This is a genomic window from Ruegeria sp. CDSC045, from assembly GCF_059610725.1.
Map to the genome: position 1 here is coordinate 311,373 of NZ_JBXWOE010000002.1, position 14,410 is coordinate 325,782.

The 14,410-nt window shown below is 59.5% G+C and carries 13 protein-coding genes; 3 read left to right on the forward strand and 10 right to left on the reverse strand.

Features of this window, described 5'->3' with window-relative positions; translation table 11 throughout:
* Nucleotides 1–16: 16 nt before the first annotated feature.
* The 6 genes from AC2FH6_RS06710 to AC2FH6_RS06735 all read right to left on the reverse strand — a co-directional run bounded on the left by AC2FH6_RS06710 (nt 17) and on the right by AC2FH6_RS06735 (nt 5,876).
* Nucleotides 17–151: an aa3-type cytochrome c oxidase subunit IV gene (locus AC2FH6_RS06710; RefSeq protein ID WP_142635378.1), complete on the reverse strand. Its 135-nt coding sequence runs from the start codon at nt 149–151 to the stop codon at nt 17–19.
* 68 nt (nt 152–219) lie between these two features.
* Entirely contained in the window at nt 220–780 is a 561-nt protein-coding gene (locus AC2FH6_RS06715; protein WP_496691823.1) for a hypothetical protein, read from the reverse strand.
* Nucleotides 767–2,605: a glycerophosphodiester phosphodiesterase family protein gene (locus tag AC2FH6_RS06720; RefSeq protein WP_496701788.1), complete on the reverse strand. Its 1,839-nt coding sequence runs from the start codon at nt 2,603–2,605 to the stop codon at nt 767–769. Before AC2FH6_RS06720 ends, AC2FH6_RS06715 begins: the two co-directional genes overlap by 14 nt.
* Nucleotides 2,606–2,668: 63 nt before the next feature.
* Nucleotides 2,669–3,118 (reverse strand): DUF6173 family protein, encoded by a 450-nt coding sequence (locus AC2FH6_RS06725; RefSeq protein ID WP_496691825.1) that lies wholly within the window; start codon nt 3,116–3,118, stop codon nt 2,669–2,671.
* A 5-nt stretch (nt 3,119–3,123) separates the two neighbouring features.
* Nucleotides 3,124–4,170 carry an MBL fold metallo-hydrolase gene (locus tag AC2FH6_RS06730; RefSeq protein ID WP_496700961.1) on the reverse strand — a complete coding sequence of 349 codons (1,047 nt, stop codon included), beginning with the start codon at nt 4,168–4,170 and terminating at the stop codon, nt 3,124–3,126.
* Nucleotides 4,170–5,876: an acyl-CoA dehydrogenase gene (locus AC2FH6_RS06735; RefSeq protein ID WP_496701790.1), complete on the reverse strand. Its 1,707-nt coding sequence runs from the start codon at nt 5,874–5,876 to the stop codon at nt 4,170–4,172. Before AC2FH6_RS06735 ends, AC2FH6_RS06730 begins: the two co-directional genes overlap by 1 nt.
* A gap of 138 nt (nt 5,877–6,014) precedes the next feature.
* Between AC2FH6_RS06735 and AC2FH6_RS06740 the strand changes: the two genes are divergently transcribed.
* Entirely contained in the window at nt 6,015–6,965 is a 951-nt protein-coding gene (locus AC2FH6_RS06740; protein WP_496701792.1) for an L-threonylcarbamoyladenylate synthase, read from the forward strand.
* Here AC2FH6_RS06740 and AC2FH6_RS06745 read toward each other — a convergent pair whose 3' ends face one another.
* Complete coding sequence (locus AC2FH6_RS06745) at nt 6,966–7,520, reverse strand: YqgE/AlgH family protein (RefSeq protein ID WP_496700966.1); 555 nt, start codon at nt 7,518–7,520, stop codon at nt 6,966–6,968.
* A gap of 145 nt (nt 7,521–7,665) precedes the next feature.
* Here AC2FH6_RS06745 and AC2FH6_RS06750 point away from each other — a divergent pair, with 145 nt between their 5' ends.
* Nucleotides 7,666–8,478 (forward strand): protein-disulfide reductase DsbD domain-containing protein, encoded by an 813-nt coding sequence (locus AC2FH6_RS06750; RefSeq protein WP_496701795.1) that lies wholly within the window; start codon nt 7,666–7,668, stop codon nt 8,476–8,478.
* A gap of 4 nt (nt 8,479–8,482) precedes the next feature.
* Nucleotides 8,483–8,902 (forward strand): NUDIX hydrolase, encoded by a 420-nt coding sequence (locus tag AC2FH6_RS06755; protein WP_282027236.1) that lies wholly within the window; start codon nt 8,483–8,485, stop codon nt 8,900–8,902.
* On the opposite strand, the gene AC2FH6_RS06760 is transcribed toward AC2FH6_RS06755, so the two are convergent.
* The 3 genes from AC2FH6_RS06760 to moaB all read right to left on the reverse strand — a co-directional run bounded on the left by AC2FH6_RS06760 (nt 8,899) and on the right by moaB (nt 14,404).
* The gene (locus AC2FH6_RS06760; RefSeq protein WP_496701797.1) at nt 8,899–12,297 is read right to left on the reverse strand and encodes an efflux RND transporter permease subunit; all 3,399 of its coding nucleotides are present in this window, start codon (nt 12,295–12,297) and stop codon (nt 8,899–8,901) included. The two genes, AC2FH6_RS06755 and AC2FH6_RS06760, sit on opposite strands and share 4 nt — an antisense overlap.
* 5 nt (nt 12,298–12,302) lie before the next feature.
* Nucleotides 12,303–13,757: an efflux RND transporter periplasmic adaptor subunit gene (locus AC2FH6_RS06765; RefSeq protein WP_496701799.1), complete on the reverse strand. Its 1,455-nt coding sequence runs from the start codon at nt 13,755–13,757 to the stop codon at nt 12,303–12,305.
* Between the two features lie 104 nt (nt 13,758–13,861).
* Nucleotides 13,862–14,404, reverse strand: coding sequence for a molybdenum cofactor biosynthesis protein B (gene moaB / locus AC2FH6_RS06770; protein WP_496691833.1), 543 nt, complete (start codon nt 14,402–14,404; stop codon nt 13,862–13,864).
* Nucleotides 14,405–14,410 lie beyond the last annotated feature (6 nt).

Below are 14,410 nucleotides of genomic sequence, written 5' to 3' on the forward strand. Positions count from 1 at the left end.
TCAGCCTCGCCCGGGATTAAGCGGCGAAAACCGCCAGAAACAGGCAAAGGAAAGCAATCGCCACCACGCACCATGTGGTCGCTTTTACGAAACCGTTGAAGGTTTTGGTTTGAACGGTGATGTCCATTTCGCCGTGCTTATGTTCAGCCATGATTTTCAGAATCCTAATTCGCGTGTTTGATACGTTGGATAGTCGAAAATCCCGGGCCTGTCACCACGTCATTCGGGCGCAGGTGACACGGAATCAAAGACCGAACACCCGCGATATCCGAACCCCCACCGCCAGGGCAGGCCCGAACAGGGCGCCCCGCCCAATCGCACCGCGCCATACATGGCCTCGGCGGTTATGGCATGGGCGGATCGTATCTGATCCGAAGTCATGTCATAGCGTTCGGCGTAAATTTCGGCGTTCTCATCCCCGTGTTGCCGCACGCAGGCTCTCAGGCTGTCATCGGCTGACAGGCGCGCGTCATAACTGTCTTCGGGGCGCAGGCCTCCGCCCGCGTGGTGATAGGCCCGATCATGGCTGACACAGCAACTCTCCCATGGGGGATGCGCCTCGAACAGGGCTTGAAAGCTGGGAAACGTGTCGGCCACAAAGCGCCAACTGGCTGACAACCCGCCCGAGCAGCCATCCGTTTCAAATGGCGTCAATTCCGCAGCGCTCCGCTGTGCGATCAGCGCGCGATGGGCGGGCATCTCAAGACTGCGCATAAAGTCCTGCGCCCCGACTGGCGCCGCGATCAGCGCCAGAGAAACGGCCAGATTACGGGCTTTCATCGCGCATCGCATCGGTATCAACGGCCATGCCGAGCACCGTTGCCAGCCACAGCATCAGACGTTCTGCCGGCCCCATTTCAGCGCGGATACGCAAGACTTCTTTGGCCATTGCCGGTCGGTCCGTGATCAGCCCATCCACCCCCATCGAGGCCATGGCCGACATTTGCAACGGGTCATTCACCGTCCAGACATAGATATCCTTGCCCGCGGCCTGCACCGAACGTACCAGCCCCGGCGTGGCCATGGCGGCGTTGACAGCCACAAAATCCCCTTCGAGACCCGACAGATCGCCCACAGCGGTTGCCGCCAAAACCCCCGCTCGCCATTCAGGGCGCAGTGCCTTCATCTTTTGCACAGTTGGATATTTCAACGACATGGTGGCGATGTCATCCTCCATGCCGAATTCCTCGACCAAGGCCGCAACGCGGTTTTCCAGATCGACGTCATGACCGTAATATTTCAACTCGATGATCACCTTGGCCCTGCCTTTGGCCGCAGCCAGTACGTAGCGCAGTGTTGGCGTGCGTTCATCTGCGTATTCCGGGCCAAACCAACTGCCGATATCGATCTCGGCCACGTCTTCCATCGTGGCATCCCAGACCTTCAGGTTCACCCCGGCCAGCTTCATGAAATCGCTATCATGGGCGACGATTATCTCATCATCCGCCGTTTCCTGCACGTCGATTTCAACCCAGTCCGCCCCGTCCTCAATCGCCTTCAGAACCGAGGCCATGGTGTTTTCCGGCCGTAACGCAGCGGCACCACGGTGGCCGATCACCTCGGCCCTGTCAGGGGCCTGAACGCGTTCCAGCAGGGATTGACCGAACCAGAGCCCGACCAATACCGCCACCGCCGCAATGCCAACAGCACTCAGCAGACCAATGCGCAGATTGCCTGGCGCGGGATGTGGTGGTTCAGAGGTCCGGATCTCGAAAAAACCGTCCAGCAAAACCGCCAGTGCTCCCAGCGCGGTGGCTGCCAAAACCAGCCCGGCCAACGACCAGAGCCCGGCGACCAGAAGGCTGTAAACTAGCGCCAGCCGCAGATGCTCTGCCCCCTGCAGGGGCACCAACGCGAATAATGATCCCGCGCCCCAAGCGATCAGCGCGGCAAGAACTGCCCTCAGCCCCAGCCAGAACACCAGTGCGATCTTGAGCCGCCCGCGCTTGCCCTCCATCCGATCCGCGCTGACCTGGAAAGCATCAGCCGGTGGCAGGTTTTCGAACAGAACCAGATGCAGTCCCAGCGCCCATGCGGACAGCTTTCGGATCAGCACCCATGCCATGACCAGCACCACAGCTCCGATCAGCGCAACGGCGATCCAGAAAGACGGCGGATGGAAGGTCAGGTAATAGTTGATGTCATACTCGGTCAGCGTCCACCAGGCGATCAGAGCAGCGATAGCGGCGAAAGGCAGGATCAACAGGATGATCCGCAGAACCAGGCGTGCAGCAAATCCAAACAGCGCAGGCAGGCGCGACAGGATCAACTTGATCGCCGCGCTCCCCGCGCGCCACGGATCGCTTTCGCCCATCCTCAGCGACCCGGCCATGACCGAGAAGACAAAGACCTCGGCCAGCAGGAACAGGCTGAGCATTGCGATTGCGACCGCAAACCCCAGCGGAGACAGGATGAACGCGGCAATATCCTGATCCGTCAGGGCGGTCTGGCTGGAGAGCGAAACTGCTAGGTTCACCGCAATCGCCACGCCCGGCGCAATCAGCGCAATCAGCAACAGGCGCACGGCGACATAGATCGGCACAAAGACCCGGCGGCGTGCCCACGCGCCCTTGTATGCTTTTGTAACGGCAGAGAAAGTGGCCACGTTGCGCCCCCCAAATGATTGATTCATTCAAGGCTGCGCAGACGTGAATTGCAAGTCAGGCTATCAGTTTTCTTCGAGATCAGCCGCCAGCCGGAATCCGATGCGATTGGCGGGCTTATCCTCGACCGACTTGGGCAGCGCTCGCAGCATCACATTCAACTGGCTGACATGCTGCACGAGTTGGGTTCGCGCCCCGGACCCATCTGCGCCGTAAAAAGTGATGATATCAGGGTCGAAATAGCCCATTCCTTCGATCCGCATTACCCCGGCATCGCCGCCAGTAAATCCCATGGCGACCTCATGATCCGCATCCAGCGTATTCTCGAAATTCTGGATATACAGGATCAACCGTTCATAGGCCCATTGCGCCGAGCTTTTGGTGGCTACGGGCTTTTGCAACTGGCCGGGCAGATCCTTGGCGCCGGATTTCGTATCCGGGTTGGCATGCACCTCGTAACATCGGGGCAATGCTGCTGATTCCGCTGCCTCGGCTGAGGTTTCGATCTTGTCCATGCCTTCTACCCTTTGCGCTGAAACTCCCACGCCCCGTCCGCGCGCCGCGTTCGGGTAACAGCACCAATGTGGTGGAGATGGTTCAGATGTGCAACTGCTTCGACCAGAGCAAGCCCATACTCTCCTTCACCGATCTGGCGTTTGAACAAGGGCACAAAGCATTCAGCAGCGGTTTTGGGCTGATCCAGATAATTCTGCAGACGGTCCAGCGCGCTGTGGTGGTTGTCGATCAACTGCCTCATCCTGACCGGCAGGCCGGTAAAGGGCAGTTTATGCCCGCCCAGCGCCAGATGATCCGGGCGCGCCAGGTCTTGCAGGCGCTCGCAGGCTTCCATCCACTCCGCCACTGGATCCGCCATGGGCTCGGTAACATAGACGCCCAGATTGGGGCTGATCGAGCTGAGAACCTGGTCGCCCGTGATCACCAGATTATCGTCACGGCTCCAAAAAGTTGCATGTTCGGGAGCGTGGCCATTGCCCATATGAACATCCCAGTCGCGCCCACCCATACGAATGACACTGCCCTGTTTGATCCGGGTAAAGCCCAGCGGCATCGGATAGACCGTGTCGCAGAAATTGAAGGGCCGTTCTGTCATCCTTTTGGCAAGGAAATCGGCATCCATCCCGGCGCTTCGGTAGTAATCCAGCGTTTCCTGCGGCCAGTTTTCCTGCACATCCAGCGTCAGCATCCGTGCAAACAGCCATGCAGTACGCGACGTGACCAGCTCGGCCCCGTGTTCAGATTGAAACCAACCGGCATTGCCAACGTGATCGGGATGGTGATGGGTCACCACCACGCGCGTCACGGGTTTGCCCCCCAGCGGTCCCGCCATCAGGTCCGCCCAAATACGGCGCGTCTTGTTCGAGGACATGCCAGTGTCGATCACCGTCCATCCGTCGCCATCATCCAGCGCATAGATATTGACGTGATCCAGCGCCATAGGCAGCGGCAACCGCATCCAAAGCACGCCTTCGGCAATTTCAACGGCCTCGCCCAGGGCCGGAGCCTCGGGCCAAGGATAGCGGATCGTCAAATGTGTATCACCGTCCATCAGGCAGCTACCATTTCCTCGGCGCTGAGAGCAAAGACGTCATCTGCACCGTTCTGCGCCTGAACCAAAAGCCCCGAAAACTCAGGCAACAACGCATTGATATAAAAGCGTGCCAGCTTGAAACGGGTGCCGTTTGGCTCGGCAAGGGCCGCCTTGAGGTGATAGTGACCGCCCAGAACGCGGGCGAATGCCTTCAGATAGGGCACGGCGCCAGCAAATCGCGTGTTCATGTCGGACTGCGATATCAGCCACTCGGTCGTTTCACGCAGGCTTTCCGTGGCCTCCCAGACAGGACCCGCCAGTTCCGGCATCGACCCACGCGCACGTTCGGCGTGATCCTCGATTTCGTCCAGCAAACGGGACGCCGCTTCGCCGCCATCCATCATCTTGCGTGCGACAAGGTCCATGGCCTGAATGCCGTTGGTGCCCTCGTAAATCGCGGTCACACGGACGTCGCGATAGAACTGTGCCGCGCCGGTCTCCTCGATAAAGCCCATACCGCCATGGACCTGCACGCCTTCTTCCGAAACCCGCATACCGGTTTCGGTACCGAAGGCCTTGTTTATCGGCGTCAGCAAGGCCGCGCGCGAGACCCAGTCCGCGTCGCCTGTTGCTGTGGCCATATCGATCGCAGCCGCGTTGGCCAGCATGATCGCGCGGGCGGCAAAGGTGTCCGCACGCATGCTCATCAACATCCGGCGCACATCGGCGTGGTCGATGATTGTCCCCGAGGGCGTTTTGCCCTGCTTTCGCTCAAGCGCATATTCCAGCGCATGCTGATAGGCGCCTTCGGCGGCACCGATACCCTGTCCACCAACGCCCAGTCGCGCGTTGTTCATCATGGTGAACATCGCGGCCATTCCGCCATGTTCCTTGCCCACAAGCCAGCCCTTGGCGCCGTCATACTGCATCACGCAGGTCGGCGAACCATGCAGGCCCATCTTGTGTTCAAGCGAGACCACCTTCAGGTCATTGGCCACACCCGGATTGCCATTCTCGTCCGGCAGGTATTTGGGCACCAGAAACAGCGATATTCCCTTGGTTCCGGGAACAGCATCGGGCAGGCGTGCCAACACCAGATGGCACACGTTTTCAGCAAAATCGTTGTCACCCCAGGAAATGAAGATCTTCTGACCAGACACCGAATAGGTGCCATCTCCATTCGATTCTGCCTTCGACGTCAGCGCACCCACATCCGATCCGGCCTGAGGCTCGGTCAGGTTCATCGTGCCCGACCATTCACCAGCGATCATTTTGGGCAGGTATAGGTTCTTCAGCTCATCACTTGCGTGGTGCTCCAGTGCTTCGATCTGGCCCTGCGTCATCAGCGGCGCCAGTTGCAGTGACAGGCAGGCCGCAGACATCATCTCGTTGACGGCAGTGGTCAAGGTCATCGGCAGCCCCATACCGCCATATTCGGGATCAGCGCTCATGCCGATCCAGCCCCCCTCGGCAATAGCGTTCCAACCGTCGCTAAATCCTGGCGAGGTACGCAACACGCCGTTTTCCAGACGCGCGGGCTCTAGGTCTCCGTTCCGCTGAAGCGGCGCCATGACTTCTTCGCAGAGTTTTCCAGCCTCGGTCAGGATGGCGCTTACGACGTCTTCGCTTGCTTCCGCGAACTTGTCGGTCGCTGCAATACGATCAAAATCAACCGCATGACGGAACAGAAATTCGTAATCTGCAACTGGTGCGCGATAGGGCATAATATTACCTCGGGGCTGTCTTGAACGGTCCGCGACGCCGGGGTTGGAAATCCGCTGACTCGCCGTTATTCATCTGGGTTTGAACGATTACGTACCCATCCTTATGCTACAAGCAATCAAAACGCGGCGTCACTCACAATGATCTCTAACGGTACACTCGAACTGTCAGCCGACCCGGCGGGAATTGCTCAGGCTGCGGATCTTTTGAGGCAGGGACAGCTGGTCGCTTTCCCGACTGAAACGGTCTATGGGCTGGGTGGGGATGCCCGCAACGGAGAGGCTGTCGCCAGCATCTATGCCGCCAAGGGCCGGCCCAGTTTCAACCCTCTGATTGCGCATGTCGCATCGGTAGAGTCCGCGCGCAGGTTTGTTGAATGGTCAGATCAGGCCGAGGCTTTGGCACAGGCGTTCTGGCCCGGCCCGCTGACTCTGGTTCTGCCGCTGCGGGAAGGGCACGGTGTATCGTCGCTTGTCACTGCCGGGCTGGATACATTGGCGGTTCGGGTGCCTGCGCATCCTTCTGCCCGGGCTATTCTCGAGATGTTCGACGGGCCGGTCGCTGCGCCCTCGGCCAACCCTTCGGGACAGATCAGCCCGACAACAGCCGCGCACGTCCGCGCCGGTCTGGACGGGCGCATCGCTGCCATTCTGGATGACGGTCCCTGTGGTGTCGGGCTGGAATCCACCATTGTCGGCCTCGCTGGAGAACCTGCTCTGCTACGCCCCGGAGGGGTGGCTTTGGACCAGATCGAGGCAGCTCTCGGCTCGGCATTGCATCTACACCAATCGGGCGACACGCTAACAGCACCCGGACAGATGCTGTCGCATTACGCCCCGGACGTGGCGGTCCGGTTGCACGCGCAGACTACACATGGTGACGAGATTCTCTTGGGATTTGGGCCGGTCGAATGCGACCTGAACCTGTCCGCTGATGGCAACCTGACCGAGGCGGCGGCCAATCTGTTTGCCGCTTTGCACAAGCTCAACAGCACCGGACGCCCGATTGCCGTGTCCCCTATTCCGGACCACGGATTGGGTGCCGCTATCAACGACCGGTTGCGCCGGGCCGCAGCGCCACGTGACAGTTGATCAGGCGCGCCCTGCGCTGGCCGACAAAGTCAGAGGATCGACGCCCAGCGTTGCCAGCGCCGCCTCCCATTTCTGATCATCGGGGACATCGAACACCAGCTTCGAATCCGCATCGGTTGTGAGCCATCCGTTCATCGCGATCTCATCCTCAAGCTGCCCGGGTCCCCAGCCTGAATACCCTAGCGTCAGCATAGAATTCAGCGGCCCTTGCCCCGAGGCCAGGTCTTCAAGCACGTCCAACGTTGCTGTCATGCTGAAATCGTCCGAAATCTGCAGGGAATGGAGGTTCGCGTCATAATCGGCGCTGTGCAGGACGAATCCGCGCGACATCTCGACCGGGCCGCCGAAATGCACCAGACGCTCACCCACGATCGGGATACGGCAAGCGATGTTCAACTGACCCAGCAGCGTCTTTATGCGTAAATCCGATGGTTTGTTGATGATCAGACCCATCGCGCCATCGTCGCCATGGCTGCAAATATAGACAACCGAATGATCGAAACGCGGATCGCCCATCCCAGGCATCGCAATCAACAGTTTACCGGTCAGATCCATAAGACGACATCTCTTGCTGAGCTCCCATCAACAATGCCCCCGCAGTCCCGGTATTGGCAAGGGACCAGCGGCGATTTCGCTAGATTTCATTCGAGTGACCCGAACGTGACTTGGAATTCGCCTCGAGACCACGCATTTATAGAGTATGAACATTCACAAGACATTTCTGGCAGCCGCCCTTGCCGTGACCGTTAGCGCGATTGGACCGGCATCTGCACAAGTGGTCGGCTCGGTGGCCGAATTGGATATCCTGGACGGCGGGCGCACAGCAAATGGAGCCTATCTTGGGGCGCTGCGGGTGACCCTGCAGGACGGCTGGAAGACCTATTGGCGGGCGCCGGGCGATGCGGGTATTCCGCCACAGTTCGACTGGAAAAGATCAACCAATGTCGGCAGCGTGTCGATCACATGGCCCGCGCCGGATGTCTTTGACCAGAATGGCCTGCGGTCGATTGGATACGAAAATCAAATGGTCCTGCCGGTCGAGATTTCGCCGAAGAACCCGGCCAAACCCGTGCGGCTGAAAGGCACGGTGGATCTGGGGGTCTGCAAAGACGTCTGTATCCCGGAACGTTTGGGCTTCGATCACACCCTGAACGCCGAAGCAGAGCGCAACCCGACGATCGCGGCGGCACTGGCCAAGCGCCCATATTCCGCCGAAGAGGCCCAAGTAGCGAACTCACGTTGTCACCTGACCCCGACATCTGACGGAATGCAGATCGAGGCGCGCGTCACCATGCCTTCCGCCGGTGGCCGCGAGGTTGCCGTGATCGAGCCCGGCAACCCCGAGCTGTGGGCCTCGCAAACCGACACCAAGCGGCAGGGCGGTACTCTGGTCGCCACATCCGAGGTGATCAACGCCTCGGGCGGTCCGTTTGCGCTGGATCGCTCAAAGATCCGGATCACTGTTCTGGGTGCCAATCACGCGGTGGAAATTCTGGGGTGCAGCGCTGGCTGACCCCATGATGCAAACTCCGAAAATCGGTGCGCTTGCGGTCGTCATTCATGACGGGCACGTCCTTCTGGTTCAGCGCAGCAAGCAACCGGATAAGGGGCTATGGGGGTTTCCCGGAGGTCATGTTGAATGGGGCGAAACCGTCCTTCAGGCGGCACAGCGGGAACTGCGCGAAGAAACTTCGGTCATCGCCGAACCGTTGCGTTATCTGGATAATCTAGACCTATTACGCCGTGACGCCCAGGGCGCTGTTCTGTCTCATTACCTGTTGGTTGGCGTGGCCTGCCAGTATCAGACCGGGCAACCGGTTGCGGGGGATGACGCAATGGATGCACGCTGGTTCCCACTGGACTTGATCCGACAAGGCGCACTGCCCATGAGCGACCGAGTCTCAAACCTGTTGGAAACCGCCCTGCGTCAGGGCTAGGCAGTGCGTCCTTTGAGACGGGCGTACAACAGGCCCGACAAAACAATGCTCACCACCAGAATCACCATGGCGCCGGCAGTAAAAGCTCCTAACCCCATCCGCAGGATTGAGGGGCCCTCTGGCCCGGCATAAAGCCCCGAAACAAGGCCCGGTGGAGCCCCGGTCACCGCAGGCCAGATCATCGTCAACGCAAACCAGAGCATCAAGGCAAACCCGGTGACAACAAGCGCCCCCTGCACCACACGATCCGGCGCCCGAATTGCGCGACGCATGGCCGTCATAGGCCGCGACAGATCGTTCAGGATCCCCAGCAGGGCAGGAACGAGCAGCAATACCAGCACCATACCAAACGCCAACCCATAGACCAGCGTGATCACGGTCGGTTTGAGGAACTGTGCCTGCTGCGATCCTTCGTACAATAGCGGGGTCAGGCCCAGAACCGTGGTCAGCGTCGTAAGCATTACTGGCCGCAATCTGTCCGATGTCCCCTCGATGATGGACGGCACCAGCCCACGAGTCTGCTGATACTCGTCAATCGTCGTCACCAGAACAATCGAGTCGTTGATGATGATTCCGGTCATCCCAAGCAGGCCAACGACCGTGAACATGCTGAGCGGAACCTCCCAGATATAATGACCCCAAATGGTTCCGACCAAACCAAACGGAATGATCGCCATCACTACCAATGGTCGGGTCCAACTGGCAAAGACCCAGGCCAGCACCAGATAGATGCCCGTCAGGCACAGGATCAGACCGGTACGGGCTTCGGACAGAAACTCTTCTTCCTGCTCGCTCAGACCTGCCATGGTCCACTCGACCTGACGTGTGGCTGCGATATTGGGCAGAATTTCCTCGCTCATCGCACGGGCGATCTCGGCCGCGCGTGTTGGATCATCCTCGGAGATATCGCCATAGACCGAAATCACCCGCAGCCCGTTTTCACGCCGCACGGTCGAGAATCCGGATTTACGCTGAACCGAAACGATATCGGCCAACGGGACATAGACTCCATCGGGCGTGCGCATCAGTGTGCGTTCCAGGAAATCGGCGGTCAGTTCTCCTTCAGGCAATTCAACCCGGATCTCGGCACTGCGCGGGCCATCAGGAAAGGTCGCGGCCTCGATCCCGTTCAGACGGTCCCGCAGCACCCGGCCCAATGTTTCGATCCGAAAGCCCAGCGCCTGTCCCTGCGCGGTCAGATCCAAAATGTATTCTTCCTTGTCATAGGCCAGATTGTCTTCCAGCGCTGAAACCTCAGGGTATTTCGAAAGCGCGACCTGCAAGTCCTCGGAAGCCGTTTTAAGCGTGTTCACATCGGCGCCGTAGAGCTGCACGTCAATCGCATCTCCTCCCGGACCAGACCGCCAGCCCCTGAAGCTGAGCAGCTCAAGTTTGGGATGGCTTGGCGCCATTTCCTGCAACTCTCCGACAAACTCGAAGCTCGAATAGGGGCGCAGGTCGGCATCTATCAACTCGATCGAAATCCCGCCCAGCAAATCCGTGTCCTTGCCATCCGCTGCCGAAAGTGCACGGCCCGCGGATCCCCCGATCTCGGCCAGCACGTAATCAATGGGGTTGCGCCCGTGCCGCTCTTCATAGCGTTGGCCAAGCGCCTCTACCGAGGTCTGTAGTTGGTGCATCATGGCCAACGTATCCGCGCGGCCTGCGCCCTCGGCCATGATAAAATTGCCTGTAACCGATCCACGCTCGGGCGCATTGAAGAACCGCCAGTTCACGTCCCCGCGGATGAACAGGGAAATCTGGCTGGCCAGAATGACGATCATCGCCGACACCACCACATAGCGTGCCCAGATTACCCAGGCGATCAGCGGTCGGAACAGCGTATCGCGCACCCAGCGAAACCCCTTGTTCACCACACGGTTCGGCAGGTCATACCAATGTTCCTTGGCAGAGTGCGCAATCGCGTGGGCCATATGGTTGGGCAGGATCAGAAAGCATTCGATCAGCGAAGCGATCAATACCGCTATCACCGTGAAGGGGATATCGCGGATTAACTCTCCGAAACGTCCACCAATCGCAGTCAGGCCAAAAAAGGCAATAACCGTGGTCAGCGTCGCAGCAAAGACCGGCATCGCCATGCGACGTGCGGCGCGTTCGGCGGCCACCATTGGTGGCTCACCCAGCCGTCGCGCGCGAAAATCGGCATGTTCACCCACAACGATGGCGTCATCCACGACAATACCCAGAGTGATAATCAAGCCGAACAACGACACCATGTTGATCGACAGGCCACCAATATACATGAACGCAATCGCCGCCGACATTGCCACCGGAATACCCGCGGCAACCCAAAAGGCAATCCGCGCATTCAGAAACAGAAACAGAAGGCAGACCACAAGACCCAGCCCAACCAGCCCGTTATCGACCAGAATATCCAGCCGGTCGGTGATCGCTTGCGCCCGTGTCCGGATCAGCTCGGCCTTTACGCCCTCGGGCAGGCTGGCTTGCATCTGCGAGACGACATCTTCGACCGTGTGTTGAATTTCAATCGCGTCCCCCAGATTTGACCGGTCCACACGGACGGACATTGCCGGGTTCTTGCCAACAAAATAGCTGCGGTTTCGGGTAACCCCCTCGATCCGGATCTGCGCCACATCACCGATCAACAGCTTTGAGCCATCGGTGAAATTGCGCAGCGTAATCCCTTCGATCTCTTCCGGGCTGCGCTTTTCGGTGCCCGTGCGAATGCGCGCATTGGCCCCTGTCACATCCCCTGCCGGATTGGCGTTGACCTCGGCAGCGATGGCTAAGGCGATCTCGGATAGGGTGATGTCGTTGGCGATCAGCTGTGCTGTGGGCACCTCGACTACAACGCGCGGCGCGGCGAGGCCCCGGATCGTGGTGCGGGTCACGCCAACAGCGAACAAACGGTTGATCAGCTCATCGGTGAACTTGGCCAGCTGTTCAGGATCGACAGGGCCGGTGACGACAACATCCGTGACGCGATCGCGCCAGGCACCGCGTCGGATGGTCGGCTCATCAGCGTCGTCTGGCAGGTTGGTGACACTGTCGACCGCTGTTCTGACCTCTTCGACCGCGCGAGACATATCCCAGTTCGGCTCGAACTCCATCCGGATCTGGGCTGTGCCCTCGCGCGAAGTCGAAGAGGTGCTGGATACGCCTTCAACGGCCAGAAGGGCCGGCTCCAACAACTGAACGATGCCATTATCGACATCTTCAGGGCCAGCTCCATCCCAGCTAACGCTGACATCCACCCGTTCAAGGATCACATCGGGAAAGAACTGCGCCCGCATATTCGGGATGGCAGCTGCGCCCAGCACCAGCATAACTAGCAGCAGCAGGTTGGCGACCGTCCTGTGGCGCGTGAAATAGCTGAGTATCCCCCCAGCCGCGCCGGGAATTTCGCGCATCATCGCGCCTAACCTCCGGCTCGGTTTTCGATGCTGCGCACCAACGACGCGGGAACCTTGGCTTCGCCCAGTTGGCCCAGCACGCGGGCTTTGACATCTTGAGGCAATGCATCACTGGCTTCGACCTGCGCCACCAGCTGGGCACGCTGTTCCTCGGACAGCTCGACCATATCCGTCTGGCCCCCTGCGCTGGCCTCATCCCGCAGCGGCCTGACCCGGACACCGGCCCCAAGCAGAGGCGTTCGACCAATGACAACCTCGCGACTTTCCAACCCCCGCCCGCGCAGCAGCACCTCATCACCCTGACGGCGGATCAACTGCACTGGTAGAACCTCAAGCCGGTCATCCTTGCCCAGAATCAGAACCGTCCCTGCTGAATCCAGAACCGAGGACGGCAGGCGCACCACGTTCTCAAGCGGCTGTTCCTGAACCGAGACTGTCACGAAATCACCGGGCTTGAATCCCGAAGTATCCTCGAGCAAGGCATAAAGCAGGCGACCGGTTTGCCCTTCTCCGGCCGAGCCGCTATCGCGGCTTATGCGGCCCTGTGCCGCAAGATCTGCTCCTGTGACCTCTAGCGATACAGTGACCGGGGAATTGATCAGATCCCCTTCAGCATCCAGCAGGCGCACGAATTGCGCGGTCGAGACGCGAAAGGCCACCTCAAGTGCTTTAGGATCAACCAATTCGGCCAGTTTTTCGTTGGCTGACACCAGGCGACCCTCAACCAAAGTCACGTCGGTCAATGTTCCCCCAAACCGAGCGTGGATGGTCATGTCTTCCAAATCACGTTCGGCAGCGGCAAGCGCGATACGGGCGCGGGCCAGCAAAGTCGTTGCCTGATCGACGCGCGATTCCGCCTGTGCCAGCGCGATCCTCCGGGCCAAAACAGATTGCTGTGCCGATGCCTCGGCCAGTTCCGCCTCTTCCACGGATGCCGCCGCGCCCACTCCCCGGCTTTTCAAGTCTTTTTGACGCTGCAGGGCACGGCCCCGCAATTCGGCCTGCGCCTCGGCCGAGTTCAGCTCATCCTGCGCCAGCAGCAGCGACCGTTCGGCATCGCGTTCCTCAAACTGGGCATCCAGCAGGTCCGACTTGGCGCGATCCAGCGCCGATTGTGCATCCGCCGGATCAAGCTCGACCAGAACCTCTCCTGCAGTGACAGCACCGCCATCTTCGAAATCTTCGGACAAGGAAATCACACGGCCACCAAGCGCTGCACGCAGTTCCAGGCGGCGGCGGCTTTGCACCTCGCCAAATGCTTCAAGATAAGGCGTTACGGTTTCCACTTCGGCATGCCGGACAGTAACCGCAAAAATGCGCTCCCGCGCCTGCGGAGCGGCATCCTCGCGCGTCAGAACATCCTGCACTGCACCCGCGATCATCTGAACCGCCACAAACAAGAGTGCCAACGTCAAGGACGTCAGGAAAACTCCGGCAAGGCTCTGCCTCAGAAAGCGCATTTACTATCACCCCGTTCGCATCAGGCTGGCATTTCAGAAGGTAGCTTTGCCCCGAAAAATGCCAAGCCACAAAGCGGTAATACACATTTGAACGTGTAACCATCTTACTTCCGTCGCAGATGTTCGTCCAATCTGGGCATAATTTCCACGAAATTGCAGGGCCGGTGACGATAATCGAACTGTTTTAGCAATATTCCATCCCAGGCATCCTTGCAGGCACCGGGGCTGCCGGGCAATGCAAACAGATAGGTGCCCCCGGCGACGCCACCTGTGGCGCGCGACTGGACGGCAGAGGTGCCGATCTTTTGCATCGACAGGATTGTAAAAACCGTGCCGAATGCGTCGATTTCCTTCTCGTAGACATCCCGATGCGCCTCGACTGTAACGTCGCGCCCTGTCAGGCCGGTACCCCCGGTCGAGATGACGGCATCTATTTCAGGATCTGCGATCCACACGCGCAGCTGTTCTGCAATCTGGGCGCGCTCATCCGGAAGGATCTTGCGGTCCGCGACCCAATGGCCCGCCGCCTGAATCCGATCCACCAAAGTCTGTCCCGATCTGTCCTCGGGCAGCGTCCGCGTATCCGAGACAGTGAGGACGGCGATCCGAACTGGAATGAATTCTTTGCTTTCGTCGATGCGTGACATATGACG